The organism is Virgibacillus phasianinus (genome assembly GCF_002216775.1).
GTDB lineage: Bacteria > Bacillota > Bacilli > Bacillales > Amphibacillaceae > Virgibacillus_F > Virgibacillus_F phasianinus.
Window position 1 is genome coordinate 2,824,235 of the sequence record NZ_CP022315.1, and the last position, 26,885, is coordinate 2,851,119.

At 38.7% G+C, this 26,885-nt stretch carries 25 protein-coding genes, 1 other RNA gene and 2 other annotated features; of the genes, 23 read left to right on the plus strand and 3 right to left on the minus strand.

The genetic code is table 11. The features are described 5' to 3' along the window. Window positions 1-5: 5 nt before the first annotated feature. The gene (locus CFK37_RS13520; RefSeq protein ID WP_089062351.1) at window positions 6-2,207 is read left to right on the plus strand and encodes a RelA/SpoT family protein; all 2,202 of its coding nucleotides are present in this window, start codon (window positions 6-8) and stop codon (window positions 2,205-2,207) included. Between the two features lie 166 nt (window positions 2,208-2,373). Continuing rightward, window positions 2,374-2,820, plus strand: coding sequence for a D-aminoacyl-tRNA deacylase (dtd, locus tag CFK37_RS13525; RefSeq protein WP_089062352.1), 447 nt, complete (start codon window positions 2,374-2,376; stop codon window positions 2,818-2,820). Window positions 2,821-2,929: 109 nt separating this feature from the next. On the opposite strand, the gene CFK37_RS13530 is transcribed toward dtd, so the two are convergent. Continuing rightward, the gene (locus tag CFK37_RS13530; protein ID WP_089062353.1) at window positions 2,930-3,991 is read right to left on the minus strand and encodes an N-acetylmuramoyl-L-alanine amidase family protein; all 1,062 of its coding nucleotides are present in this window, start codon (window positions 3,989-3,991) and stop codon (window positions 2,930-2,932) included. A gap of 102 nt (window positions 3,992-4,093) precedes the next feature. Here CFK37_RS13530 and CFK37_RS20195 point away from each other — a divergent pair, with 102 nt between their 5' ends. The 4 genes from CFK37_RS20195 to ssrS all read left to right on the plus strand — a co-directional run bounded on the left by CFK37_RS20195 (window position 4,094) and on the right by ssrS (window position 7,970). Continuing rightward, on the plus strand, window positions 4,094-4,267 hold the full coding sequence (locus CFK37_RS20195; protein ID WP_172840506.1) for a hypothetical protein: 174 nt from the start codon (window positions 4,094-4,096) through the stop codon (window positions 4,265-4,267). 66 nt (window positions 4,268-4,333) lie between these two features. Further along, window positions 4,334-4,553, plus strand: a binding site (T-box leader). A gap of 49 nt (window positions 4,554-4,602) precedes the next feature. Beyond that, window positions 4,603-5,892, plus strand: coding sequence for a histidine--tRNA ligase (hisS, locus tag CFK37_RS13535; protein WP_089062354.1), 1,290 nt, complete (start codon window positions 4,603-4,605; stop codon window positions 5,890-5,892). Beyond that, window positions 5,892-7,676: an aspartate--tRNA ligase gene (aspS, locus tag CFK37_RS13540; protein WP_089062355.1), complete on the plus strand. Its 1,785-nt coding sequence runs from the start codon at window positions 5,892-5,894 to the stop codon at window positions 7,674-7,676. The genes hisS and aspS overlap by 1 nt, the downstream gene beginning before the upstream one ends. Window positions 7,677-7,780: 104 nt before the next feature. Next, a non-coding RNA gene (ssrS, locus tag CFK37_RS13545) (6S RNA) lies at window positions 7,781-7,970 on the plus strand. Window positions 7,971-8,165: 195 nt separating this feature from the next. Here the strand turns inward: ssrS and CFK37_RS13550 are convergent. Together CFK37_RS13550 and CFK37_RS13555 are read right to left on the minus strand one after the other, a co-directional pair. Continuing rightward, window positions 8,166-8,825 carry an RsfA family transcriptional regulator gene (locus CFK37_RS13550; protein ID WP_089062356.1) on the minus strand — a complete coding sequence of 220 codons (660 nt, stop codon included), beginning with the start codon at window positions 8,823-8,825 and terminating at the stop codon, window positions 8,166-8,168. Between the two features lie 96 nt (window positions 8,826-8,921). After that, entirely contained in the window at window positions 8,922-10,205 is a 1,284-nt protein-coding gene (locus tag CFK37_RS13555) for a replication-associated recombination protein A (protein WP_089062357.1), read from the minus strand. A 156-nt stretch (window positions 10,206-10,361) separates the two neighbouring features. Between CFK37_RS13555 and cymR the strand changes: the two genes are divergently transcribed. The 17 genes from cymR (at window position 10,362) to mtnN (ending at window position 26,879) form a co-directional block, all read left to right on the plus strand. Continuing rightward, window positions 10,362-10,781, plus strand: a complete 420-nt coding sequence (cymR, locus tag CFK37_RS13560; protein WP_089062358.1) for a cysteine metabolism transcriptional regulator CymR — start codon at window positions 10,362-10,364, stop codon at window positions 10,779-10,781. A gap of 27 nt (window positions 10,782-10,808) precedes the next feature. Next, complete coding sequence (locus CFK37_RS13565; RefSeq protein ID WP_089062359.1) at window positions 10,809-11,954, plus strand: cysteine desulfurase family protein; 1,146 nt, start codon at window positions 10,809-10,811, stop codon at window positions 11,952-11,954. Between the two features lie 15 nt (window positions 11,955-11,969). Continuing rightward, window positions 11,970-13,085 carry a tRNA 2-thiouridine(34) synthase MnmA gene (gene mnmA, locus CFK37_RS13570; RefSeq protein WP_089062360.1) on the plus strand — a complete coding sequence of 372 codons (1,116 nt, stop codon included), beginning with the start codon at window positions 11,970-11,972 and terminating at the stop codon, window positions 13,083-13,085. 89 nt (window positions 13,086-13,174) lie between these two features. Continuing rightward, window positions 13,175-13,843: a tetratricopeptide repeat protein gene (locus CFK37_RS13575; protein WP_089062361.1), complete on the plus strand. Its 669-nt coding sequence runs from the start codon at window positions 13,175-13,177 to the stop codon at window positions 13,841-13,843. 18 nt (window positions 13,844-13,861) lie between these two features. Beyond that, on the plus strand, window positions 13,862-16,195 hold the full coding sequence (recD2, locus tag CFK37_RS13580) for an SF1B family DNA helicase RecD2 (RefSeq protein ID WP_089062362.1): 2,334 nt from the start codon (window positions 13,862-13,864) through the stop codon (window positions 16,193-16,195). A 74-nt stretch (window positions 16,196-16,269) separates the two neighbouring features. After that, window positions 16,270-16,458, plus strand: a complete 189-nt coding sequence (locus CFK37_RS13585; RefSeq protein WP_172840507.1) for a hypothetical protein — start codon at window positions 16,270-16,272, stop codon at window positions 16,456-16,458. 49 nt (window positions 16,459-16,507) lie between these two features. Further along, window positions 16,508-17,584 (plus strand): AI-2E family transporter, encoded by a 1,077-nt coding sequence (locus CFK37_RS13590; RefSeq protein ID WP_089062364.1) that lies wholly within the window; start codon window positions 16,508-16,510, stop codon window positions 17,582-17,584. Between the two features lie 48 nt (window positions 17,585-17,632). After that, window positions 17,633-17,847 (plus strand) — a binding site (T-box leader). A gap of 54 nt (window positions 17,848-17,901) precedes the next feature. Beyond that, entirely contained in the window at window positions 17,902-20,544 is a 2,643-nt protein-coding gene (gene alaS / locus CFK37_RS13595) for an alanine--tRNA ligase (RefSeq protein ID WP_089062365.1), read from the plus strand. A 95-nt stretch (window positions 20,545-20,639) separates the two neighbouring features. Continuing rightward, the gene (locus CFK37_RS13600; RefSeq protein ID WP_089062366.1) at window positions 20,640-20,903 is read left to right on the plus strand and encodes an IreB family regulatory phosphoprotein; all 264 of its coding nucleotides are present in this window, start codon (window positions 20,640-20,642) and stop codon (window positions 20,901-20,903) included. A 3-nt stretch (window positions 20,904-20,906) separates the two neighbouring features. Then, window positions 20,907-21,320, plus strand: coding sequence for a Holliday junction resolvase RuvX (gene ruvX, locus CFK37_RS13605; protein ID WP_089062367.1), 414 nt, complete (start codon window positions 20,907-20,909; stop codon window positions 21,318-21,320). Between the two features lie 15 nt (window positions 21,321-21,335). Continuing rightward, window positions 21,336-21,623, plus strand: coding sequence for a DUF1292 domain-containing protein (locus CFK37_RS13610; RefSeq protein ID WP_089062368.1), 288 nt, complete (start codon window positions 21,336-21,338; stop codon window positions 21,621-21,623). 290 nt (window positions 21,624-21,913) lie between these two features. After that, window positions 21,914-23,032: an endolytic transglycosylase MltG gene (gene mltG, locus CFK37_RS13615; protein ID WP_089062369.1), complete on the plus strand. Its 1,119-nt coding sequence runs from the start codon at window positions 21,914-21,916 to the stop codon at window positions 23,030-23,032. Between the two features lie 239 nt (window positions 23,033-23,271). Continuing rightward, the gene (locus tag CFK37_RS13620; RefSeq protein WP_089062370.1) at window positions 23,272-23,910 is read left to right on the plus strand and encodes an O-methyltransferase; all 639 of its coding nucleotides are present in this window, start codon (window positions 23,272-23,274) and stop codon (window positions 23,908-23,910) included. Window positions 23,911-23,933: 23 nt separating this feature from the next. Then, window positions 23,934-24,569, plus strand: coding sequence for a uridine kinase (udk, locus tag CFK37_RS13625; RefSeq protein WP_089062371.1), 636 nt, complete (start codon window positions 23,934-23,936; stop codon window positions 24,567-24,569). A gap of 205 nt (window positions 24,570-24,774) precedes the next feature. After that, complete coding sequence (gene greA, locus CFK37_RS13630) at window positions 24,775-25,251, plus strand: transcription elongation factor GreA (protein ID WP_089062372.1); 477 nt, start codon at window positions 24,775-24,777, stop codon at window positions 25,249-25,251. Window positions 25,252-25,437: 186 nt separating this feature from the next. Next, window positions 25,438-26,163 (plus strand): YrrS family protein, encoded by a 726-nt coding sequence (locus CFK37_RS13635; RefSeq protein ID WP_089062373.1) that lies wholly within the window; start codon window positions 25,438-25,440, stop codon window positions 26,161-26,163. Between the two features lie 26 nt (window positions 26,164-26,189). After that, on the plus strand, window positions 26,190-26,879 hold the full coding sequence (gene mtnN / locus CFK37_RS13640; RefSeq protein WP_089062374.1) for a 5'-methylthioadenosine/S-adenosylhomocysteine nucleosidase: 690 nt from the start codon (window positions 26,190-26,192) through the stop codon (window positions 26,877-26,879). Window positions 26,880-26,885: the final 6 nt, after the last annotated feature.

A 26,885-nucleotide genomic window follows, 5' to 3' on the forward strand; every position in this document is an offset into this window, starting at 1 on the left:
ATCTCATGGCAAAAGATGATATTTTAACAAGTGAAGATGTTATTGATAGAGCCCGCGAATACCTTTCCGAGGATGATGCAGCTTTTGTTCGACGTGCATATGAATTTGCTGAGCGTGCTCATTCGGATCAATTCCGGAAATCTGGTGAGCCATACATTATCCATCCCGTGCAGGTAGCAGGTATACTGGCTGAACTGGAAATGGACTCAGAAACAATCGCAGGTGGATTTCTGCATGATGTTGTAGAAGACACGACCGTTACCTTAGAGGACCTAGAGGAAAATTTCAATCATGAAGTAGCAATGCTGGTCGATGGCGTAACAAAGCTTGGAAAAATTAAATATAAGTCGAAAGAGGCTATCCAGGCAGAAAACCATCGAAAAATGTTCGTTGCGATGGCGAAAGATATTCGTGTTATTTTAATAAAACTAGCAGACCGATTGCATAATATGCGGACATTAAAACATCTCGCACCGGAAAAACAGCGAAGAATTTCCAATGAGACACTTGAAATCTTTGCACCGTTAGCACATAGATTAGGTATTTCAACCATAAAGTGGGAACTCGAAGACACCGCACTAAGATACCTTAATCCGCAGCAGTATTACCGTATTGTTCAGTTAATGAAACAAAAAAGGGATCAGCGTGAATCCTATATTAAAGATGTAATGGATGAAGTGAACAAGCAGGTAAAAGAAGTAAACATTGACGCCGATATTTCCGGCAGGCCTAAGCATTTATACAGTATTTACAAAAAAATGATGAAACAGAACAAACAATTCACTGAAATTTATGATTTACTTGCAGTTCGCATTATTGTGGATAGTATTAAGGATTGCTACGCGGTACTTGGTATTATTCATACATGTTGGAAACCAATGCCTGGAAGGTTTAAGGATTATATAGCTATGCCAAAGCCTAATCTGTACCAGTCTTTGCATACCACTGTAATCGGCCCTAAGGGGGATCCGCTTGAAGTTCAAATACGGACAAAAGAGATGCACGAGATTTCTGAATACGGAATTGCTGCGCACTGGGCATATAAAGAAGGGCGACAACTTAATAAGGATAAGAAAACCTTCGAAGAAAAACTTACTTGGTTCCGTGAAATTCTGGACTGGCAAAACGAGACGCATGATGCTGAAGAATTCATGGAGTCATTAAAAGTCGATTTATTTTCCGATATGGTATATGTTTTTACACCAAAAGGCGATGTAATTGAGCTTCCATCCGGATCAGTTCCGCTTGATTTCGCCTATCGAATTCATACGGAAATTGGAAATAAAACGATAGGTGCAAAAATTAACGGCAAGATGGAACCCCTTGATTATAAACTGAAGAACGGTGACATTATTGATGTAATGACGTCAAAACATTCTTATGGACCGTCCCATGACTGGTTAAAGGTAACGCAAACCTCACAGGCTAAAAATAAAATCAAACAGTTTTTTAAGAAACAGCGGCGTGAAGAAAATATTACAAAAGGTAAAGAGTTAGTCGATAAAGAAATTCGTTCTTTGGGTATTGAACCGAAGGAAGCTCTAACTCAGGATAATCTGCAGCGTGTTTATGAAAAATTTAATTTTACGAATGAAGAGGATATGTATGCGGCCGTCGGCTATCAAGGAATTACAGCAGCGTTAATAGCCACAAGACTGACAGATAAAATTCGTCAATCAAAATTAAAAGAACAAGATCTTGCCCAAACATTGGAAGATGTGAAAACGGATGTTAAGGCCAACAAGACGCATAAACGTGATTCTGGTGTCAAGGTTGAAGGTGTTGATAACCTATTGGTTCGCCTGTCAAAATGCTGTAATCCTGTTCCGGGTGATGATATTGTTGGTTATATTACAAAAGGCCGCGGTGTATCTGTTCACAGGTCTGACTGCCCTAATGTGCAAACAGAGGATGCAAAGCAGCGCATACTCCATGTGGAATGGGAAACAAACCAAAGTGATAAAAAGCAGTACCATGTGGATCTTGAAATTTCTGGATATGATCGTCGTGGATTATTAAATGAGGTTTTGCAGGCTGTAAATGAAACAAAGACAAATATTACCCAAGTAACTGGGCGTTCCGATCGAAACAAAATGGCAATTATTCATATTACAATACTCATTCATGACACAAACCATTTACGAAAAATAGTAGAGCGAATTAAACAAATAAAAGAAGTATACACCGTAACCAGAACAGTTCAGTAAAAAAAGCGGAGGCGCCTGTTCAGAAGCGGACGGATAAGCAAAGGACCGAAGAACGCGGGGGGTTAAGCGTTCGAAGTGTCCATTGCTTGTGACGGCAGCTTCTAGAAGCCGCAGCTGAAAAAGAAATGCGGAGGCGACTGTTTAGGGCAAGCGAAGGAGGGACGCCATGAGGGCAATCATTCAGCGGGCCAAAAATGCCAGTGTAACGGTTAATGATAATGTTTCAGGGAAGATTGACGATGGCTTAGTTATGCTGTTGGGTGTTACGCATGATGATACAATAGAGGACGCCAAATATATTGTTAATAAAGCAGTTAATCTGCGTATTTTTGAGGATGCAAATCAAAAAATGAACTTATCACTTAAAGATGTAAATGGGGGAGTATTATCGATTTCCCAGTTCACGCTTTATGCTAACACGCAAAAAGGAAGACGGCCAAGTTTTGTTGATGCAGCAAAGCCGGAGCATGCAAATGAACTGTACCTGGCTGCCAATCGGTTAATGGCGGATCAGGGTATTCCTGTTGAGACAGGAATATTTGGAGAAATGATGAATGTACAGCTGACGAATGTTGGACCGGCTACATTTATATTGGATAGTAATGATAAATAAAAAGGAAAGCCACCCTGGAAAAGGTGGCTTTCCTTTTTTTCAATAGATCAGCAGGTAAAAACGAAAGTCTGTCCGCTACGGCGTTCGGAAGCGGACGCTTACGCTTTTCTTATTTATTCGCGAAATACTTCAGTAATCCATTGATCATACCTTGAACAAGTTTTTTTTGATATGCATCTGTTTGGAGAAGCTTTTCTTTTTCCGGGTTTGACAGGAAACCAAGTTCCACTAAGACAGCAGGTTTAAAGTTTTGCCTGATTACAGCAAAGTCGCCAAATGCTACACCTCGGTCATCTGCATTGGTTTCTTTAATCAACCCCTGCTGAATGTATGTTGCTAATTTTTTGTTTTGACCGTGGTAATAGTAGGTACCGATTCCGGTTACATTCGGGAGAGCAGGAGTACTATTGTAATGAATACTGATAAATGCATCCGTTCCTGCAACATTTGAATAACTTGCCCGGCTTCCAAGTGAAATAAACTCGTCTTGTGATCTAGTTAATATTACATTTGCACCTAATATTGTTAATTCCTGTTTCAACTCCATCGTTGTCTTATATGTGTAATCTTTTTCGAAAGTACCGCTTGCACCAATTGCCCCAACATCACGTCCGCCGTGACCCGCATCAATAACAATGGTTTTATTTTCAATTCCTGTTGAGGCGGATTCCGCTGCATCCTTAATAAACCTCTTATTTAAATATCCCTTTAAATCATCATGTTTCACTTCATACCATTCATCCGTTTCGCTTAAAACATCAAAGGTCATTCCTTTGTCAGCGAAACCGACGATTTCATATTCGGTTGAAGGACCGCTTCTTAAATGTGTGTGTTTATAAGGTATGGTTAGCGTCTGCACGCTAGGTTGTTGGTTCTTCTTTTTCGCTTGTTTGTCAGGTGCCTTTTCCTCTTGGATTGAAATATATTCTGATGTTACCCATCCCTTAGTTGAATCCAACTGAATTTGCACCCAGTCTCCCTGTTCGTTCACAATCGGATAAGTTTCATTTGCGTGAACTTCCGTTATTTCTTCAAAGTTCTGGCCGGGTCCACTTCTAACATTCAGAATATCTGTGTGAATTACCGCTTTTTTTGCATGAACTGGATTTGTCATAGCAGTCAGAATCAGTAGGATGCCAAGGCAAATACCGAGCATTTTCAACGTTCGCAAATCATTTTCCTCCTAAAAATCAAACAAATATGTATCATGTCTTATTTTAATAGAAATAATGTATTTAGGCAAAGATAGTTATTGTAATAGGAGGTAGAAATAATGCGCGTGAATGACATGCAATGGAAAACATCAAATAGCAAGGATCTGCAGGATATTAATCTGCATCGGTTTATGGAAATACATGAACATGCAAACCCTATGGAAATAGCGATGGAATTAGGTATCTCCATCGGTGAGGTAAAACAGTTAAAGAAAAGAATTAATCGTGCTTGACATTATAGCAGGTAACGATTATGATTATAATCATTCTATAATGAATCGACATTAAATTTAAATCAATTATACCCATTTGAAGGAAAAAGTAATTAAGTTCGATATGAACAGAGAGAAAATGCCACTGGGCTGCGAGCATTTTCACATAATCCCTTAATGAAAGACATTCTTTAGGATCTTAATCGAACAAAGTAGGTTAAGACGTTTTGCAGGCGTTAACTGTGAAGAGTGGATGCTGATGACGCATCAACTAGGGTGGCAACGCGGGTGAACTCTCGTCCCTTTTTTATATTAGGGATGGGAGTTTTTTGTATTGTTAAAAGGAGGAACAGTGTATGAATATTAAAGCACCACGTGGTACGGTGGATATTTTACCGGAACAAGCTAAAAATTGGCAATATGTTGAACGAGTGATAAAAAACGTGTGTGACAGATTTCATTTTAATGAGATCCGTACTCCATTATTTGAACACACCGAACTATTTCAACGAGGTGTAGGAGACTCTACGGACATTGTCCAAAAGGAAATGTACACATTTGAAGATCGTGGTGGCAGGAGCCTTACATTAAGACCGGAAGGAACAGCCTCCGTTGTTCGTGCATTCGTTGAAAACAAACTATTTGGTTCAGCAATTCAACCAGTAAAGCTTTATTACTTTGGACAGATGTTCCGTTATGAACGTCCACAGAAAGGGCGGATGCGCCAGTTAAATCAGTTTGGCGTAGAAGCAATGGGAAGTGCAGATCCTGCAGTGGATGCAGAAGTTATCGATTTGGCAATGACAGTTTACAAAGAACTTGGCCTAACGTCATTGAAGCTTGTTATCAATAGCTTAGGTGATAGTGAAAGCCGTAAAAATTATCGGGAAGCCTTAATTGAACATTTTTCACCACATAAAGAGGAATTGTGCAAAGATTGTCAAACACGATTGACACAGAATCCATTGCGTATATTGGATTGTAAGAAAGACCGCGATCACCCATCAATGAAATCTGCACCATCCATGCTGGAGTTTTTAAATGAGGAATCCAGAACTTATTTTGAAAAAGTCAAAACCTACCTTGATCAGATGGATATTCCATACACAGTGGATAAAAATCTGGTTCGCGGGTTAGATTATTATAACCATACGGCATTTGAGATTATGAGTGAAGCTGCGGGATTTGGCTCGATTACTACTTTGGCTGGAGGCGGCAGGTACAACGGTCTTGTGGAAGACCTAGGTGGACCAAACACACCGGGAATTGGTTTCGGAATGGGAATTGAGAGACTATTGATGGCACTTGAAGCGGAAAATATAACATTGCCGGTTGAACAGCAACTGGATAGCTTTATTGTTGCTTTTGGTGAAAAAGCCGAGATGGAGTCTGTTCGTCTTGTCCACTTATTACGTGAAAATGGCGTTCAAGTAGATCGTGATTATCAGGGACGTAAAATGAAGGGTCAGTTTAAGGCTGCCGATCGTGTTCATGCCAAATTTGTTCTTATTTTGGGTGACGAAGAAGTAGATAATCAGGTGATTAATGTCAAGCATATGCAAACTGGTGATCAAACCGAAGTAGCTATTTCAGATATTATATCTTATATGCAAACTGTAACAAAGGAAATGGGAGGTATTTCATAATGGCAAGTGAAGCAAGACGTTTAGCAGGCTCATTGCGAACCGATCATATAGACGAGGAAGTGGTTCTTAAAGGCTGGGTGCAAAAAAGACGCGATTTAGGTGGTTTAATTTTCATTGATTTACGCGATAAATCCGGGATTGTTCAAATAGTATTTAACCCAGATGTCTCAAAAGAAGCACTGAGAACCGCTGAATCTGTCCGTAGTGAATATGTTGTGGAAGTCAGAGGTCAGGTGGTGAAACGGGAAGGAAGTACCGTTAATAACTTAATTAAAACAGGGGAAATTGAAGTACTGGTAAGCGATCTTGAAATAATAAACAAATCCAAGAATCCTCCATTTCTAATTCAGGATGAAACAGATGTATCTGAGGACTTGCGTTTAAAATACCGTTATTTGGATTTACGAAGAAGTACAGTGCAAGAGACATTTAAATTAAGACACCGTACGACTCAGGTTATCCGTAATTTCTTAAATGATAACGACTTTCTTGAAATGGAGACACCTATTTTAACAAAAAGCACGCCAGAAGGCGCCCGGGATTATTTAGTTCCCAGTCGGGTCCATGCCGGTGAATTCTATGCATTGCCGCAATCACCGCAATTATTTAAACAATTAATCATGGTTTCAGGATTCGAAAAATACTTCCAAATTGCACGGTGTTTCCGTGATGAAGATTTACGTGCTGACCGACAGCCAGAGTTCACGCAGGTTGATATTGAAACATCCTTTATGACCAGCGATGAAATTATGGACATGACAGAAAACATGATGCAAAAAGTGATGAAAGAAGTAAAAGAAATAGAATTAACGCTGCCATTACCACGAATGAAATACCAGGAGGCAATGGACCGTTACGGGTCAGATAAGCCGGATACTCGTTTTGCCCTGGAACTTATTCATATATCTGATAGTGTCAAAGACTCATCCTTTAAGGTGTTCCAAAGCGCTGTAGAAAACGGGGGGAAAGTAGCATTACTAAATGTTAAGAATCAAGCAGCTAATTATTCACGAAAAGATATTGATAAACTTACGGACTTTGTAAAGGTTTATGGTGCTAAAGGTCTTGCTTGGTTAAAAGTAGAAGGTGATGAGCTCAAAGGACCAATTTCCAAGTTTTTATCCGAGGAAGAAGTTGTCGCAATCAAAAATAAGGCAGATGCAAGTGATGGTGATTTACTTCTGTTCGTCGCTGACAAATCATCCGTTGTATATGACAGTCTTGGAGCGTTGCGTCAAAAGTTGGCAAAGGAGCTGAATTTAATTGATGAAAACAAGTTCAATTTCCTATGGGTAACAGACTGGCCGTTGCTTGAGTATGATGAAGATACAGAAAGATACAGCGCGGCACACCATCCATTTACAATGCCAATGGACGAGGATGTCAGCAAATTATCAACCGATCCCGGCAATGTACGTGCAAAAGCATATGATCTAGTCTTAAATGGGTATGAGCTTGGTGGAGGATCGTTGCGTATATATCAACGAGAGCAGCAGGACAAAATGTTTGCAGCACTTGGATTTACACCCGAAGAAGCAGAAGAACAATTTGGCTTTCTTCTGGAAGCTTTGGAATACGGGGCTCCGCCGCATGGTGGTATCGCACTTGGCCTGGATAGAGTGATTATGCTGCTGGCTGGCAGATCTAATATGCGTGATACAATCCTATTTCCAAAGACAGCATCTGCAGCGGATTTATTAACAGATGCACCTAGTGAAGTTGCTGCTAAACAATTGGATGAGTTATCTATTCAATTAAATAAGAAAAATGACCAAAAAAGTTAATTGTAAGTAAATTGTCATGGTTGTAATGTAATTTTCATAATTGTCAATATTGCTAAAATACAATGACTGTGATATGATGAACTTACAGTAAAAGTTGAAAGTATTTAATCCTGATGTGTTTGTCTGAGAAACGTTTTGACCGAACATTTTTATACTTGGGAGCCCGATCGTTTCTGTGTTGCGTGCAAGCCTTTACCGTACTTAGAGAGGAAGCATAAGAGGTATAGAACAAGGCACCCACCTGCCGAGAGCGGGATCAAAACAAAAAAGCCAGACGGCACAATCGGGATTAAATACGTACATAATAAAGCTGCCACATCACGAGAAAACGTGACGTGGCAGCTTTTTTTACAAGATAAGAATGTATAAAATATGTTAGCGCGAGTCCCAGAAGCTGTCGTTATCAGGAATGGATACTACGAACGCAAACTCATGCGTTCTATGGCCCCTTGCTTATTATCCGCCTCTGAACGGGGCTCTTTCGCTTTTCTAATTTGAATTGCCGTTTGCTACTTGTTGCAGGTTTCCGTTTTTATCCATGCGAAACGCTGGGGTTTTAACTGGACTCTGATCGTCTAATACCGTCATTTTTCGTGCGCGTTCCATTATTTGTATGAAGACCTGATAGTCTTCCTGCACAGTGTTTAATTGCTTTTCAGTAACAGACAATTTCTTTTCCAGTTCATTTAATTGCCCTTTTAGACTTTGATTCTCTTTTTCTAGGCGTTCCATGGAAGCCTTTGATTGATTGGATGATTGATTTTCTTTTTTTACTTGTTTTAAGTAACCAATCACCATATCCATTGAAATATTATACTCAGTTGGCTGAGCAGGAACCTGCTCTACACTATGTTGTTTAACTGCTTGCTCTGTCTTATTCACTATTTGTTTTTGCGATTGAACGGCTACAGCCACTGCTCTCTTTTTCTCTTTACGTTGTCTTTTTGCAAGATCGATAGCATGGTCATATTTATTTCGTACCTCAGCGTTCCATCTAAATCCACACGCTGCAGAGGTCCGGTTTAAATGATCACCAACTTCCTCAAATGCATTTAATTGCGTGCTTCCTTCACGTATATGACGCAGAACAGTTTCCGCTAATAGTAAATCATCTTCATGAGACCATGCGTCCTGTCTAACTTTAACCACAAAGTTCAGCTCCTTTTACTACGGCAACTAGATTTAATTATTGCTCATCGTTATTTGTTACTAGTTTGACCGGTTACAAAAGGAATTATACCTATCTCACTTGCTATTATTTTTATCCCGTTTAATTTTTTCATATACTTGTTTCATAGCCTGCTCAAATTTACCTGTATCTTTTGGTTTATAGTATTCTCTTTTTCGTAAGGTCTCTGGAAGATATTCCTGATTGACCCAATTGGCTTCATAGTTATGAGGGTATTTATATTCAACGCCCCTGCCAAGACTTTTTGCACCACTATAATGGGAATCTTTTAAATGGATGGGGATGTCACCGCTTTTACCATTTCGAATATCTGACAAGGCCGCATCAAGCGCTTTGTATGCCGTATTTGATTTTGGCGATAGACAAAGTTCAACAATTGCGACGGATAACGGGATACGTGCTTCTGGGAACCCCAAACGTTCTGCAGCCTGCACTGCTGAAACAGCGCGGGGGCCTGCCTGGGGATTGGCAACACCGATATCTTCGTACGCACAAACGATCATTCTTCTGGCTATGCTTTCTAGATCACCCGCTTCAATTAATCTACCTAAATAATGCAATGCCGCATTGACATCACTTCCACGGATGGATTTTTGAAATGCTGATAAAACATCATAGTGGGCATCCCCGTTTTTATCATGTGAAAAACTCTTTTTTTGCATACATTCTTCAGCTATGGTCAGTGTTATATGGACAACATTTTGGTCATCCTTCGGGGATGAAAATACTGCAAGTTCCAATCCATTTAACGCAGAACGTAAATCACCATTTGCTGCATGGGAAAAGTGTTCAAAGGCTTCATCGGTGAGATTTACCTGGTATGATCCCAATCCTTTTGTTTCATCCACAATGGCTCTTTCCAAGGCAACTTTGATGTCTGTTGGCGTTAGAGCAAGTAATTCAAACAGGTGGCATCTGCTGCGTATTGCCGGATTAATAGAATGATACGGGTTGCTTGTTGTACAACCAATTAACGTAATTAAGTCACTTTCCAAATATGGTAAGAGAAAGTCCTGTTTAGCCTTATCCAAACGATGGACCTCATCCAGAACTAAGACAATTTGACCGGTCATCTTTGCTTCTTCAATGACAATCTCCATATCTTTCTTTTTATCTACTACTGCATTAAGCATTTTTACTGGGATCCCAAGACTTTTACCTAAAGCAACCGCCATGGAGGTTTTACCAGTTCCCGGTGGTCCATATAGAATCATGGATGCCAGTCGCTCTGCTTGAATCATCCGGTTTACTATTTTACCTTCTCCGATAATATGGGTTTGCCCAATTATTTCATTTATGTGTGTCGGTCTCATGCGATATGCCAATGGTTTTTGTTTCATTATTACCATTCCTTTGTATAAAATTTGCCTTAAATGCAACATGTGCACTATTCATGCTATAATATCATGTGTCAATAACTAATTCTTGTAATATGACACTAGAATAATTTAATTTCTATCTATAAAAGTAGTACAATACCAATAGAGGTGTAAAGCATGAAGATTTCAACAAAAGGACGATATGGTCTAACCATTATGATTGAGCTTGCTAAAAATTATGGCAAGGGACCAGTATCACTCAAATCAATCGCACGTGAAAAAGATTTATCTGAACATTATCTAGAGCAATTAGCCTCTCCGCTAAGAAATGCAAGTTTAGTGAAAAGTGTCCGCGGAGCATACGGTGGCTATATGCTGGCAAATGAACCTAAAAAAATAACTGCAGGTGATATTATTCGGGTATTGGAAGGACCGATAACTCCCGTTGAAGGCATTGAAGATGAAGATGTAGCCAAGCAGGCATTATGGTTGCGGGTTCGTGATGCCGTTAAGGATGTACTGGATACGACCACATTGGAAGATCTGCTTCATCACGATAATGATCACCATCAGGAATCATATATGTTTTATATATAGGTAGACTCAGGGAAGGAAATGTTTATCATGAATCACATTTATTTGGATCATGCAGCGACAGCACCGATGGCAACAGAAGTGATCGAAGCTATGGTCCCGATTTATTCCGAAGTGTTTGGCAATCCATCAAGTGTCCATGCATTCGGGAGAAAAGCGAGGCAATTAATGGACCAAGCGAGACAGGTCTTTGCTGGGAGCATCCATGCCGAAGAGAAGGAAATTGTTATAACAAGCGGCGGGACTGAAGCAGATAACCTCGCGCTAATTGGGACAGCACTTGCGAACAAACAAAAAGGAAACCACATTATTACAACCGTTCAAGAACATCATGCGGTACTTCACGCAGCGGAACATTTAGAAGAAAACGGTTTTAACGTGACGTACTTACCGGTGTATGAAGATGGAAAAATGGCTGTTAACGATTTAAAACAGGCATTAACCGATCACACCATAGTAGTTTCAATTATGTCTGTTAATAATGAAACGGGAATTATTCAGCCCATTCATGATATCGGTGAACTCTTAAAAAATCATCAGGCCTATTTCCATACGGATGCTGTCCAGGCATACAGTCAACTGCCAATTGATGTTAAAGAGGACCATATTGATTTATTAACGGTTAGCTCACATAAAATTAATGGACCAAAAGGCATTGGTTTTTTATATGTCAATAAAAATGTATCGCTTCATACATTACAGTTTGGCGGTGAACAGGAACGTAAAAGGCGGCCCGGAACGGAAAATGTGGTCAGCGCTGTTGGCTTTCAACATGCAGTTCAGCTCGCGATGAATCAAAGGGAAAACCGAGTTGAAACATACAAAGAATATAAAAAGTTATTTATTGAAACATTGGAACAAGCCGCCGTAAATGTTGAGCTTAATGGTAACCAGTCAGAAGCAATTCCTTCTATTATCAACATTAGTTTTCCAGGTACAAATGTTGAACAACTACTTACTAACTTTGACCTGACCGGAATAGCGGCTTCAAGTGGCAGTGCGTGTACTGCAGGATCGGTTGAACCGTCACATGTACTAAGTGCAATGTACGGTGCTGGCAATGAACGAACAACGAATTCTATACGGTTCAGCTTTGGTCTGCATAACAAAAAGGAAGATATAATGGAGGCGGCGGAAAGAATTGCTTCTATTGTTAAGCGGTTAGCAGCTTCCTAAACAGGTGGTGAAATAATGGGAAATAATAATAAAGACACACGCGTAGTCGTTGGGATGAGCGGGGGAGTTGATTCATCCGTAGCAGCCCTTTTGCTCAAGGAACAGGGCTATGACGTTGTAGGAATTTTTATGAAAAACTGGGATGACACGGATGAAAATGGTTTTTGTACTGCTACTGAGGACTTTGAGGATGTTGTTCGGGTGTGCAATCAAATTGGAATTCCTTATTATGCAGTTAATTTTGAAAAACAATATTGGGACAAAGTGTTTACCTATTTTTTAGATGAATATAAAGCTGGGAGAACACCGAACCCGGACGTGATGTGCAATAAAGAAATTAAATTTAAAGCGTTCCTAGATCACGCGCTGTCACTTGGGGCAGATTATTTAGCAACGGGGCATTACGCACAAATAAGACAGCGTGAGGGCGAATTTGAAATGCTTCGCGGGGTGGATGACAACAAGGATCAGACCTATTTTCTAAATCAGCTTACACCTGACGTGCTGGAAAAGGTAATGTTTCCTTTAGGTCATCTTCCGAAAAAAGAAGTTAGAAAAATAGCTGCTGAGCAAGGTTTAGCAACGGCTGCCAAGAAAGATAGTACTGGTATCTGTTTTATCGGGGAACGTAACTTTAAAGAATTTCTAAGTGAATATTTACCAGCGCAGCCAGGCAAAATGAAAACACTTCATAACGAGGAAAAAGGTAATCACGAAGGCCTCATGTACTACACAATTGGCCAACGCCAGGGACTTGGTATTGGCGGGTCTGGTGATGCCTGGTTTGTAGTAGGTAAAAACTTAACAGATAATGTTTTGTATGTAGAACAAGGATCAACGAATGAACATTTGTATTCAGATAGTTTAATCGCAACAGATCTGAATTGGATAACCACAAAAGATCTGGGCAAAACGTTTACGTGTACTGCCAAATTCCGTTATCGTCAAAAGGATAGTAAGGTAACTGTGACGATTTTAGATGACGGAAGTGCCCATGTTAGGTTTCATGAAAGACAACGTTCCATTACACCAGGACAGGCTGTCGTTTTTTATGACGGGGAGATATGCCTAGGTGGGGGAACAATCGACCAGGTTATCAAAAATGATCAGCGGATAAGTTATGTCGGTTAACTAGTAAAAACAGGAAGGATCCCTTTGTCGCTGATAAGTGGCTCTGGATCCTTTTCCTTACACGATAATAGAAATGTGTGGTGTTGAAAATGGATAAAATGCAGCAGGCAGTTGCATATATGCAAGAACAAAAATTAGAGGAATCAGCGAAACTTTTTACGGAAATTATTGAAGAAAATCCCGAAGATCCAGTAGGTTATATTAATTTTGGCAACTTACTGATCCATCTACATGAGTTAGCACGGGCGCAACGTTTTTTTGAAAAAGCAATTGAGTTGGATGAGCATGCTGCAACAGCATATTATGGGCTTGGCAATGTGTTTTTGGAAGAGTCGGTTTATGGGAAAGCACAACAAAATTTCCAGAAAGCAATTGAACTTGGTCTGGAAGAAGGAGACGTATACTATATGCTAGGTATCGCTTTACAAAACCAGGAACAAATGAAACTTGCAATTCCATACCTCCTGCGTGCCACTGAACTAGAGCCTGATGATGAAGAAATTGCCTTTCAATATGCAATGTCACTGGCCCAAAGTGATCATTTAGATGAAGCTAAAGATGCTTTCGAACAGGTTTTAAAGCTAAATGAAGCGCATAGTGATGCACATTATAATTTAGGAGTAATCGCCTTATATAATGAGCAAATGGATGAGGCAATGGATCATTTTGAAACAGCATTGACTATTCAACCAGACCATGCCCTTGCGGCTAATGGGAAAGAGCAAACAAAGAAATTACGTGAACTAAACAAAGAGTAAGATAGCGGGGTTGTTTTGATGGCAAATGTTGAGCAAATGGGTGAACCTGATATCCAAAAGTATATAAAAGGCGAGCTACTGTATACTATTTTTCACAATGATGCGGAGCATTTTTCGATTGCAAAAATCAAAGTACTTGATACGAATGAAGAATTGCATGACAAAGAAATTGTGGTGAAAGGGTATTTTTCCAATCTGCAGGAGACAAAGGATTATATATTTTATGGACAAATGGAGCGGCATAATAAGTTCGGACTTCAATATCAGGTGACATCATATGAATCAAACATACCAGAAACAACTGATGGACTAATTGCGTATCTATCGAGTGATTTATTTTATGGAATTGGTAAGAAGACTGCCTCAAAAATAATTAATCATTTGGGTGAGAATGCTATTTCACAAATATTAACCAATCCGGATGTGTTAACAGGTGTTCAAGGATTGAAAGCAGATAATGCGGAGCACCTCGTGAAAACATTGCAAGAAAACGAGGGCTTCGAGCATGTGGTAGTTCATTTGGGTAAATTTGGAATTGGATTGAAACTTGCCCAGAAAATCTATCAGGTTTATAAAGATGAATCAATTGATGTGCTAAACAAGGATCCTTACCAATATGTGTTTGATGTAGAAGGATTCGGATTCCAAAAAGCCGATGAAATTGCCAATGTAAACGGGTTATCCCTGACACATCCAAATCGAATAGGTGCCGGTTGCATTTTTGTTTTGCAAAAAAGTGTACAGGAAGGACATGTGTATTTACCTGCAGAAGAGTGTATCGTCAAGGTCATTCAATTGCTTGGAAGAGCAAGTGCTGAGCTTGATGAAGATACAATCAAAAACCGTCTGGATGGCCTGAATACAGAAAAGAAAATAATTGTTCAAGAAGGAAAAGTATATTTGCCCTCCTTGTATTATGCGGAGGATGGCTTTGCTTCACAAGTCAAGCGACTAATAACAAAACCTGTTGAACATGATACCCCGCTGGCAGAGATGATGAAAATTATTGGGGATATTGAAGAAGCGGAAACACTAAGCTATGGAAAAGAACAGTTCCATGCGATTAATCAGGCTTTGCATGCTAAGCTAATGATTGTAACAGGTGGGCCGGGAACAGGTAAAACCACAGTAATAAAAGGAATTGTGGATGCGTACTCCGCTATTCATCGTGTTTCGATCGACCCAAAAGATTATGAGAAAAAATCTGAATATCCTTTTGTTTTCACTGCACCTACTGGTCGGGCAGCAAAACGATTAACAGAATCTACTGGACTGCCGGCAGTGACGATTCACCGGTTATTAGGCTGGGACGGTAATAATGGGTTCGATAAAGATCAAAACGAACCACTGTCAGGTAAATTCCTGATTGTTGATGAATTCTCAATGGTAGATATCTGGCTTGCGAATAGTTTATTTAAAGCGATTCCGGATGATATGCAGGTTCTCTTGGTTGGTGATGAGGATCAATTGCCCTCTGTTGGACCAGGCCAGGTACTTACTGACTTATTAGCAAGCGACTCCATCCCATTTGTAAGTCTGAATGAAGTGTACAGACAAAAAGAAGGGTCCAAGATCATTCAATTGGCACATACCATAAAAAACGATGAATGTACCAATCAGACACTTAGAAATGATAAGGATTTTAGCTTTTTAACCTGTAATCAATTTCAAATGGTTGATGTAATCACAAAGATATTTGCTAGTGCCGAAAAAAAGGGGATTAATTTAAAAGATATTCAAGTGCTGGCACCAATGTACCGTACGGAAGCAGGCATCACGGTTATAAACAAAACATTGCAGGAAATAGTAAATCCTAAGACAAAACGAAGGCGTGAAGTGAAAGTGTACGACACAGTCTTTCGCGTTGGAGATAAGGTGCTGCAATTGGTAAACCAGCCGGAAGATGGTGTTTCGAATGGTGATATCGGGGAAATTGTTGCCATCTTTTTTGAAGATGAAAACAAAGAAAATGTGGAACAAATCGTTGTAACATTTGAAGGCAAAGAAGTGGTCTATGAAAGGAAGGATTATACAAACATTATGCACGCCTATTGTATTTCCATTCATAAATCACAGGGGAGTGAGTTTCCTATCGTGGTCATGCCGGTAGTTTCTACCTACCGCAGGATGTTACGCAAGAATTTATTATACACGGCTATAACAAGGAGCAAGCAATCATTGATCATTTGCGGCGAGAAACAAGCGTTTTTACAGGGTGTAAATACCATGGATACAAACAAGCGGTATACGGATTTAATCAAGCAATTGCGTGATCGGTTACCATCTGATCAGGACAATGAAGCGGCTGAAGAGAATATGGAGGACGAGATCACTCCTTATGATTTTATGTAGGAAGAGGTATATTATAGATGGAATTGGGCAAGCATAACGTAATAATGGATATATAGAAGGAGTTAATGTGCGTTATGGAATGCCCGAACTGTAATCGGAAAGATATCGGAAAAATTGGATCTCAGCAATATTACTGCTGGAATTGTTTTATTGAAATATCAGTAGTTAATGATGAGGTAATCATTCATCAAATAGAGTCAGATGGATCACTCAGTTCATTAAATGATCTGTTCACAGATGAAGAACGGAAACTTCAGGGCTGAAAATTAGTTTTAAAATGGAACTATATGTTTAAAACTAAGGAGCGCTGTTATGATTAAAGAAAAAAATCCGTTACATATTCTATACTGGCTCATCATTGCGATTTTAACCTTTCTATTAATTTATCTTTTTGTAAAACTGTTCCCCTTTTATGGAACTGTTTTTTCCTTTTTGTGGAGTATTTTCTTTCCATTTCTCTTCTCTCTTTTTATTGCATATTTATTGTATCCGATAGTACGTAAAATTCATTCCTACAATGTTCCAAAAGGGATAGCTATACTTATCATATATGTCATTTTCTTTGGCGGACTAATTGTTGGTGTTAATCGGATTTATCCATTACTTCTCAAGCAGCTAACAGAGTTAAGTGCACAGATTCCAGCATTTATTGAAACATACAGGAGCTGGATATACCAAATATACGAGTCAACATCCTTTTTGCCTGAAACAGTGCACGATAAGTTTGATACTTTGTTCCAGCAAATCGAAACAGGTATGGGTAACATGGTTTCAGGACTGGTTATCTCCATTACCAAGATCCTTGATTTTATAGTGGTAATTACGGTCATTCCGGTACTCGTTTTTTATTTTTTGAAAGATACGAAGCGGATTAAAAGATGGTTGAAAAAGTGGATTCCGATGAAATATCATGATCGGGCACATAAAATCCTTTACTCAATTGATAAGAGCTTGGGTAACTATATCCGCGGCCAATTGCTGGTAAGCCTATTTGTTAGTATTGCAACTTTTATTTGTTTCTATTTTCTCCATTTAAAATATGCGCTGGTTTTAGCGATTATCATGGGTTTTACCAATTTTATTCCTTATTTTGGTCCAATAATCGGTGCGCTGCCGGCAATTGCTATAGCACTCACCGTATCCAACAAGCTGGTAATCTTTGTATTAATAACGGTATTTGCTATTCAATTAATTGAGAGTAATTTACTGTCCCCTTACATTGTAGGCAGAAGCATTCATATTCATCCGATAGCAATTATTTTTGCACTGCTTATTGGAGGCAAGGTAGGTGGGGTGATAGGATTATTACTTGCAGTCCCCTTACTTACCATTATCAATGAGATTGTCAAGCAATTTAGATCAGAGAATCAGAACGAAAGGTACGAATAGTTGACATATTGACAGATATTCCTTATAATATCGCATAATTAGTAATATGAAAAAATGTTGAAGGTTCTAAGTACATGATGCTCTGTTTAAAAGAGAGGGATTTTCATTAGGCTGAGAAAAATCCCATCCCATGACTCATGGAAAGCTAAACTGGAATATGGTTAATACCCATCGGTTTCAAACCGTTACCATGGTCAAGTGATGAATAACAGATTCAGTTGTTCATAATTAGGGTGGTACCGCGATAAAATCTCGTCCCTGCAGATATTGCAGAGAGGAGTTTTTTTTATTTCCGAAATTATTAGGAGGAAAAAATCATGAAACAATTAACATCTGCTCAGGTAAGACAAATGTTTATTGACTTTTTTAAAGAAAAAGGGCATCGTGTTGAACCAAGTGCATCACTCGTGCCAATTGAAGACCCAACACTACTTTGGATTAATAGTGGGGTAGCTACATTGAAAAAGTATTTTGACGGGCGTGTCATACCAGAAAATCCGCGATTGGTAAATGCCCAAAAATCAATTAGAACGAATGACATAGAAAACGTTGGTTTCACTGCACGGCATCATACGTTTTTTGAAATGCTTGGCAACTTCTCAATAGGTGAGTACTTTAAAGAAGAAGCCATTAAGTGGGCATGGGAGTTTCTAACAAGTGATAAATGGATTGGCTTTGAAGCTGAACGTTTGGCTGTTACAGTTCATCCTGAAGATGATGAGGCGTATGATATTTGGCTTAAGGATATTCAAATACCAAAAGAACGGATTATCCGTTTAGAAGAAAACTTTTGGGATATCGGAGAGGGACCAAGTGGACCGAATACGGAGATCTTTTTTGATCGCGGTGAAAAATATGGGAGCGATTCAAGTGATCCGGAACTATATCCAGGGGGAGAAAATGAACGTTATTTGGAAATTTGGAACTTGGTCTTTTCCCAATTTAATCATAACCCGGATGACACATACACACCTCTGCCTAAGAAGAATATTGATACAGGTATGGGATTGGAACGGATGGTTTGCGTTATTCAGGATACACCGACAAATTTTGAAACAGATTTGTTCATGCCACTTATCAAAAAGGTAGAGGAATTTGCAAATACCACGTATGGTAAGGATGATAAATCAGATACTGCTTTTAAGGTAATAGCTGATCATATCCGGACGGTTACATTTGCAATAGGTGATAATGCAATACCATCTAATGAGGGGCGTGGCTATGTGCTGCGCAGGTTGCTGCGCCGTGCGGTCCGCTTCGCAAAACAGATCGGTATCGAAGAACCATTTATGTATAAACTGGTCCCGATCGTAGGGGACATTATGAAGGATTTCTATCCGGAGGTACTGACGTCACAGGAACATATTAAAAATGTGGTCAAATCGGAAGAGGAACGCTTTCATGAGACACTCCAGGATGGACTTGAGATACTAACTGCCATTATCAAAGAAGAAAGCAGCAAAGGAAGCAAAGTTTTCCCTGGTAAAGAGGTATTCCGATTGTATGATACCTACGGTTTTCCGAAAGAATTAACGGAAGAGTATGTAGATGAGGAAGGTTTTACAATCGATGAACAAGGGTTTGAGGAAGAAATGCAGAATCAAAGAAACCGTGCACGTAATGCGAGACAAAAGATGGACTCCATGCAGGTTCAGGACGAGATCCTCAGCAAGGTGGATCAAGCCAGCGAGTTTATTGGTTATGATCATTTAGAGGTTCAGACTAATATAACGCAAATGATTAACGGAAAAGAATTTGTTGATACCCTGCAAGTTGGCGATGATGCTTATGTATTTTTACAAGAAACTCCATTCTATGCTGAAAGTGGTGGACAGGTTGCTGATAATGGATGGATTTATACTGAAACTGCTTCGATGTATGTAAGGGATGTGCAAAAAGCGCCAAAAGGTCAAAATATCCATCATGTAATCGTTGAAGACGGTATTTTTAGAATAGGGCAGCAAGTATCAGCTGTTGTTGATCGTGATTCCAGAAACGCTACTATTAAAAATCACACAGCTACTCACTTATTGCACCAGGTTTTAAAAGATGTTCTGGGTAATCACGTTAACCAGGCGGGTTCACTTGTCAGTCCAGAAAGATTACGGTTTGACTTTTCCCATTTTGGCTCAATTACAAATGAGGAAATAAAGCAAATAGAAACAAAGGTAAATGAAAAAATCTGGTCATCCATTCCGGTTGTAATTGAAAGCAAGGAAATCGCAGAAGCTAAAAAAATGGGTGCGATGGCATTGTTCGGTGAAAAATATGGCGATATTGTCCGTGTTGTACAAGTAAGTGATTATAGTATCGAACTATGCGGTGGGTGCCATGTCGGAAATACGGCCGAAATTGGTTTGTTTAAAATTATAGGGGAATCAGGTATCGGTGCAGGAACACGGCGTATCGAGGCTGTTTCCAGTAAACACGCATATTACTTCGTTAACGAAAAAATGAATACTTTAAAACTGGCTGGTCAATTATTAAAGACTAACCAGGAAACTGTTCCAGAAAAAATCGAGTCAGTGTTCAAGGATTTGAAAGCTGCCCTGAAAGAAAACGAATCATTAAATGCTAAACTTTCTAACCTTGAAGCAACATCGATATTGGATAAAGTAGAAAAGATTAATGACATACCACTTCTTGCAGAAAAGGTGAATGTGAAAGATATGAACCAGCTCCGCGGAATGGTAGATGATTTAAAACAGAAGCTTGGTACAGGGCTGATCTTATTAGCTACTGAAAACGACGGTAAAGTTCAATTGGCTGCCGGTGTTTCAAAAGATTTAATTGAAAAAGGGATGCATGCAGGCAATTTAATAAAAGAAGCTGCCAAAATATGCGGCGGCGGTGGTGGAGGCCGTCCTGACATGGCGCAAGCTGGCGGTAAAGACCCGGCTAAAATAAATGAGGCGTTGATATATGCTAGTAATTATGTGAAAGAAACCGTGGAAAACTAGCATAAAGGTATTTATCATAGTAAAAAAAGATATAATATTAAGTACAAACATGTTAAACTGATGTGAGAAGCCAAAACTTGGAATGAGGTGTCACTATGAGCTCTATTGATAAGACGATGAAATTTAATTTCTCGGAAGAACCATTTGATCAGGATATAAAAGAAATCCTGTTTACCGTACATTATGCCCTTAAAGAAAAAGGGTATAATCCGATTAATCAAATTGTGGGTTATTTACTTTCTGGTGACCCTGCGTATATCCCAAGACATAATGATGCGCGAAACTTAATTCGTAAGCTTGAAAGAGACGAATTAATAGAAGAATTAGTCAAGTTTTATTTAGAACACCAAGAGGAATAGGATATGAAAATAATAGGATTGGATGTTGGTTCTAAAACGATAGGTGTTGCTGTCAGTGATGCTCTGGGATGGACTGCCCAAGGTGTTACGACCATCAAATGGAAAGAAAATGACAGGAAATCTGCCGATAAGGAACTGAAAGCTATTATTGATGAATATGAAGCAGAAGAAGTTGTTGTTGGGTTACCGAAAAACATGAATGGAAGTATAGGCGAACGTGGAAAAGCATGTATCGCCTATGCTAAGCATGTGGAAAAGGTACACCATATCAAGACATCGTTATGGGATGAACGTCTTACAACCGTAGCTGCTGAGCGTGTTCTGCTTGAAGCAGATATGAGCAGAAAGAAAAGAAAAAAGGTAATTGACAAAATGGCGGCTGTGATGATTCTACAAGGTTATCTTGATAAAAAATAATAAAGGAGTGACGGAATGGCATTAGATGATAAAGAACGTATTGTAATACCGGATGAAAACGGTGAGGAACATTTATTTGAAGTATTGTTCACTTTTGATGCAGACGAAACAAAACAATCTTATATTGCGGTTGTTCCTGTTGAACAAAAAGATGATGAAGAAGTAGAGGTTTATGCTTTTCGTTATGAAGAAAAAGATTCAGATGACAATGATTTGTCGCTATTCCCAATTGAATCCGATGAGGAATGGGAAATGGTTGAAGAAATGTTAAATACGCTTGCAGATGAGGAAATGGATCAGTAAGGTTTCACGTACCTAAGCATAAAAAACTGGTGTCTAACTGGACATCAGTTTTTTTATTGAAAATCATATAAATGAAAGTCTGTCTATCTCCAGCGCCCAGAAGCTGTCGTCATAAGCAATGGACACTACGAACGCTAAACCCAAGGTCCCTTGCTTATGCGTCCGCTTCTAAACGGGCGCTTCCGCTTTTCTTGTATGTATAATTCGTCATGATTATACAAATTCTACTTTAAATCATAGATATTGTGGCTGTTTTTTAGTATAATATAGCGGATGAGAGGAGTTAGTTTATGTTCAAGAAGAAAGAACCAGGCAGTTATACGGACAACCTGATTACTCGGAGTGAAGATGCGAAAACTGTCCGTAAGATTGTAACGATTGTAATCATATCATTAATTTTGATTCTTCTAGTAGGTGGGATTTCTGGTTATATGTATGTGAAATCGGCACTTCAGCCAGTAAACCCTGATAGTGACAAGGAGATCAAAGTTGAAATCCCGATGGGGTCTTCTACATCTGACATTGCCTCTATTCTTGAGAAAGACGGAATTATTAAAGATGCACGAGTGTTTCGCTTTTACATAAAGTTTAAAAACGAATCAAACTTTCAGGCTGGAAACTATACATTTACACCATCTATGACGTTAGACGAGATTATTGAGTCACTTAAAACTGGGAAGGTTCTAGAGGAACCGAAGTATAGTGTTACCATTCCTGAAGGTAAAACCATTGATCAAATGGCAAAAATTTATTCCAAAAAATTACCATTCAGTAAAGAGGAGTTTTTAAACAAAGTAAATAATGTAGACTATGTGGAGTCATTAATAAATAAACATCCGTCAATCCTGTCTAAGGAAATTTTAAATCCGGATATCCGCACACCTTTGGAAGGATACTTATTTGCTGCAACGTATAAATTCTATGATAAAAAGCCAAGCGTTGAAGCTGTTGTTCAGAAAATGCTCAGTAAGACAGAAAAGGTTGTTACTCCTTATTTAGATGACATTTCCGCGCAGGATTTAACAGTTCATAAAGCGTTAACCATGGCTTCATTATTGGAAAACGAAGCCAAAACGTTTGAACAACGAAAAAAGATCGCTGGTGTATTTTACAATAGAATCGATAAAGGCATGCCATTGCAGACAGACCCGACAGTATTGTATGCGCTTGGAGGACATAAGGAAAAAGTATTATTAAAAGACTTAGAAGTAGAGTCACCATATAACACGTATAATGTTAAAAAGCTGCCTATTGGTCCTATTTCAAACTTTGCCGAGAACTCCTTGAAAGCAGCAGTAAACCCGGAGGAATCGAAAAATCTCTATTTTCTGCATGACAGTAAAGGAAACATTCATTATTCAAAAACATATGAAAAACATCTGAAATTAAAAGAACAATATATTAAATAAGTTGAAAAAAAGGAAGCAAACCTAGCCGCTTTAGCTAGACATATTAAAAGCAAAAGCGTCAGTTAGGCAGCGAATGATAAAACCGGTATAAATTTGGAAGTGTGGTGAAACGCCACATTTCCGTTTTTTTGCAATTTCACCATGTAACGTTTAATGATTTGAAGTGATTTCGCTATTAAGTAAGATGAATACATTGTTTTCCAAAGTCTGTAAATTTGGATGAATAAGGAGAAATTGTCGTGAATGACAAAGAATTGAATCAGTATTTACAAGGAACAATTCCAATAAATGAAAAATGGATTACCGAGTTGGAAAGATATGCAAAGGAAAACCGTGTACCAATTATGGAGCCGGTCAGCATGAATTTCTTACAACAAATCATTCGAATTCACCAGCCGGCCCGTATTTTAGAAATTGGCACAGCTATTGGATATTCTGCACTGCGCATGCTTCAGGCAAATCCGGGAGCCCTTATTACAACGATTGAGCGTGATGAAAGTCGTTTCACCTATGCAGTAAATGAAATTAAAGCCCTGAACAAACACGAACAGATTAATGTGATATTTGGCGATGCTCTTGAAGTCGCGGAAGAAATAACGAATCAAGGTCCTTTTGATTTACTATTTATTGATGCAGCAAAGGGTCAATATAAACGCTTCTTTGAATTATATAGCCCCTCCATTCGAAAAAGTGGAATAGTTATTTCTGATAATGTATTATTCAAGGGGTATGTTGCGAACCCTAGTGAAGATAATCCACGGTTTTCAAAAATTGCCGGTAAAATTAATACCTATAATCAATGGTTAATAAACAACGAGAGTTTCCATACATCGATTGTTCCAATCGGGGATGGAATTGCCATCAGCATTAAAAAATAGGCGAAAAGGAGTGCACAGGGAACATGAAAGACAAACCAGTAGTTATTGGTGTAGCTGGCGGTAGCGGAAGTGGTAAAACTACAGTTACACAGTCAATTTGCAAACGGTTTTCAGATAAAACAATCCTTGTAATCGAACAGGATTATTATTATAAAGATCAAAGTGATTTACCATTTGAAGAGCGGTTAAATACAAATTATGATCACCCCCTGGCGTTTGATAATGATTTGTTAATTGAACATATAAAGGATTTGATGAATCAGAAATCAATTGAAAAACCAATCTATGACTATAAAATTCATAATCGCTCACGGGATTCCATTTTTGTCGAACCGAAAGAAGTAATCATCTTAGAAGGAATATTGATCCTGGAAGATCCCAGACTGGTGGATATGATGGATATTAAAGTGTTTGTTGATACAGATGCAGATATACGGATAATCAGAAGAATGATGCGCGACATTAAAGAACGCGGCCGATCACTTGATTCGGTAATTGATCAGTATGTAAACAATGTGCGGCCTATGCACTTACAATTCGTTGAGCCAACAAAACGCTACGCAGATATTATCATACCTGAAGGTGGACAAAATCATGTCGCTATTGATATAATGGCTACCAAAATTGAAAACATCTTAGCAAAAAATCAAAACTCATAATGGAAAGTATTGAAAATTTAAATAAAATCTGCCATAGTTATGATTAGACATATTTACATGACCGAGCGCACATTTTGTGCTGCTCATTTTTATACTACTTGAAAGAAGTATAAATAAAATAGGAGTTGCTGTGTGTTCTTAATGACGGCAAGTTCTATCCGAATATGTTAGTTCTTATTGTAGATAAAAAAAGGAGTGTTTTTTAATGGCTGTAGAGAAAAGCTATTATATGACTGAAGAGGGGAAATCAAAACTAGAGAAGGAATTGCACCACTTAAAAACGGAACGCAGACAAGAGGTAGTTGAACGGATTAAAGTAGCACGTGATTTTGGAGACCTATCTGAAAACTCTGAATATGACGCGGCGAAGGATGATCAAGCTTTTGTCGAATCACGCATTTCACAGGTGGAAAAAATGATCCGCAATGCGGTGATTATAGAAAATGATACAGATAACCCCGATATTGTATCGTTAGGTAAATCGGTTACATTTCAGGAATTGCCAAGCGGTGATGAAGAAACATACACAATTGTCGGCAGTGCTGAAGCAGATCCGTTCGAAGGAAAGATTTCAAATGATTCACCAATGGCAAAAAGTTTACTTGGTCACCAAAAAGGAACTGAAGTAACAGTAGTTACACCAGGTGGCGATATTCAAGTGAAGATTGTTAGTGTTGATTGACAATATATGAAATAACAAAACGGGATACACGTTATCTCGTTTTTTCTATTTACCTTGTGAGAATGTATCGTTTCATAAAAATCAATCTTGAAAGTTGGTTCCTACTATTCATTCTTGGAAGCAAATATAGAATTATATAGAAAATATGATATTATAATATCATGTTGCTAAAGGGAGGGACATAAGATGGGTCAATCTGAGAAGAATTCAAGATTAGGTAAATTTGAAAAAAGAAGAAAGAATACGAAATCTATTTCTATTCTACTAATTTTGGGTGGGATTTTAATAATTGTTTTGTTGGGTATTTTTCTATTTGGTGGAGGCGGTAATGAGGAAGCCGAAAAACCTGCTACCAATTCAACGAGTGAAGATAATTCAGAACAAAGCAAGGATGATTCTGCCAACAATGGAGCAAGTGAATCTACAAAAGACGAAACAGATGAATCTACTACCGATGATTCAAAAAGTGATGATGGTACAAGTTCAAATGATTCATCAAGTGATAAATCCGATGATAAAAATGGGAATGACGAACAAAATTCTACAGATGAAGATTCCAAAACAAATGACCAGAATAAAGAATCGGTGGAAAGCTCTGATCCAAATGTAAAAGAAGCATATACCGCTGATTGGGAACCAATTGCTACCAAGCAGGAGGGACCTCACACAACACAATTTGATACCGAGAGTCAGGATTGGAAGGAAATGAAAGAAGCCATACGGTTGGCTACAGGTATCGAGGGAGAAATGATTACCTGGATGATTGAGAATGGCGGCGGGCAAAAAGTTATTGGTACTGTTTCACCTCACAATCAGCCAGATAAAACTTATCAAGTAAACCTTAGCTGGATTGAAAATCAAGGCTGGAAACCAACCGTCGTTAAAATAATTAAAGATAATCCATATGATTGATAGGGAATAAAGCGGAGGTATTAGGAATGACAATCGGAATAATCGGAGCCATGGATGAGGAAGTAGCTTTATTAATAGAAAATATGACAAATAAAAAAGAGCAAACAGTTGCGAATTGTTTGTTTGTGTCAGGGGTTATTGCAGGTAAAGATGTAGTGTTATTAAAATCGGGAATTGGAAAAGTGAATGCTGCAATGGCTACTACCATTTTACATGAGAGGTTTAACCCCGATTATGTAATAAATACAGGATCTGCTGGGGGATTTGATGAAAATCTTGAAATTGGGGATATCGTTGTTTCCTCCCAGGTCGTACATCATGATGTAGATGTAACCGCCTTTGATTATGCATATGGACAAGTTCCAGGTATGCCGGCTATGTTTGCTGCAGATTCACAACTCGCAGCACTAGCAACGAATGCAGTTAAATCACTGGCTATTTCATCCAAAGAAGGAATTATTGCAACAGCAGACACTTTTATGGCAAATCCGGGCCATGTAAAGCGTATTAAAGAAAAGTTTCCTGCAATGATTGCTGCTGAAATGGAAGCGGCGGCTGTTGCTCAGGTATGCCATCAATATAATAAACCGTTTGTCGTGATTCGCGCACTTTCCGATATTGCTGGGAAAGAATCAACCGTATCATTTGATGCATTTATTGATACAGCAGCGAAAAATGCAGCGACTTTAATAATCAAGATGATAAAAGAACTTTAACTTTTC

Coding starts and splice junctions, on each gene's coding strand:
- CFK37_RS13520 (WP_089062351.1), top strand. CDS start 6: ATGGCAAAAGATGATATTTTAACAAGTGAAGATGTTATTGATAGAGCC.
- dtd (WP_089062352.1), top strand. CDS start 2,374: ATGAGGGCAATCATTCAGCGGGCCAAAAATGCCAGTGTAACGGTTAAT.
- CFK37_RS20195 (WP_172840506.1), top strand. CDS start 4,094: ATGCGCGTGAATGACATGCAATGGAAAACATCAAATAGCAAGGATCTG.
- hisS (WP_089062354.1), top strand. CDS start 4,603: ATGAATATTAAAGCACCACGTGGTACGGTGGATATTTTACCGGAACAA.
- aspS (WP_089062355.1), top strand. CDS start 5,892: ATGGCAAGTGAAGCAAGACGTTTAGCAGGCTCATTGCGAACCGATCAT.
- CFK37_RS13555 (WP_089062357.1), bottom strand. CDS start 10,205: ATGAAACAAAAACCATTGGCATATCGCATGAGACCGACACACATAAAT.
- cymR (WP_089062358.1), top strand. CDS start 10,362: ATGAAGATTTCAACAAAAGGACGATATGGTCTAACCATTATGATTGAG.
- CFK37_RS13565 (WP_089062359.1), top strand. CDS start 10,809: ATGAATCACATTTATTTGGATCATGCAGCGACAGCACCGATGGCAACA.
- mnmA (WP_089062360.1), top strand. CDS start 11,970: ATGGGAAATAATAATAAAGACACACGCGTAGTCGTTGGGATGAGCGGG.
- CFK37_RS13575 (WP_089062361.1), top strand. CDS start 13,175: ATGGATAAAATGCAGCAGGCAGTTGCATATATGCAAGAACAAAAATTA.
- recD2 (WP_089062362.1), top strand. CDS start 13,862: ATGGCAAATGTTGAGCAAATGGGTGAACCTGATATCCAAAAGTATATA.
- CFK37_RS13585 (WP_172840507.1), top strand. CDS start 16,270: ATGGAATGCCCGAACTGTAATCGGAAAGATATCGGAAAAATTGGATCT.
- CFK37_RS13590 (WP_089062364.1), top strand. CDS start 16,508: ATGATTAAAGAAAAAAATCCGTTACATATTCTATACTGGCTCATCATT.
- alaS (WP_089062365.1), top strand. CDS start 17,902: ATGAAACAATTAACATCTGCTCAGGTAAGACAAATGTTTATTGACTTT.
- CFK37_RS13600 (WP_089062366.1), top strand. CDS start 20,640: ATGAGCTCTATTGATAAGACGATGAAATTTAATTTCTCGGAAGAACCA.
- ruvX (WP_089062367.1), top strand. CDS start 20,907: ATGAAAATAATAGGATTGGATGTTGGTTCTAAAACGATAGGTGTTGCT.
- CFK37_RS13610 (WP_089062368.1), top strand. CDS start 21,336: ATGGCATTAGATGATAAAGAACGTATTGTAATACCGGATGAAAACGGT.
- mltG (WP_089062369.1), top strand. CDS start 21,914: ATGTTCAAGAAGAAAGAACCAGGCAGTTATACGGACAACCTGATTACT.
- udk (WP_089062371.1), top strand. CDS start 23,934: ATGAAAGACAAACCAGTAGTTATTGGTGTAGCTGGCGGTAGCGGAAGT.
- greA (WP_089062372.1), top strand. CDS start 24,775: ATGGCTGTAGAGAAAAGCTATTATATGACTGAAGAGGGGAAATCAAAA.
- CFK37_RS13635 (WP_089062373.1), top strand. CDS start 25,438: ATGGGTCAATCTGAGAAGAATTCAAGATTAGGTAAATTTGAAAAAAGA.
- mtnN (WP_089062374.1), top strand. CDS start 26,190: ATGACAATCGGAATAATCGGAGCCATGGATGAGGAAGTAGCTTTATTA.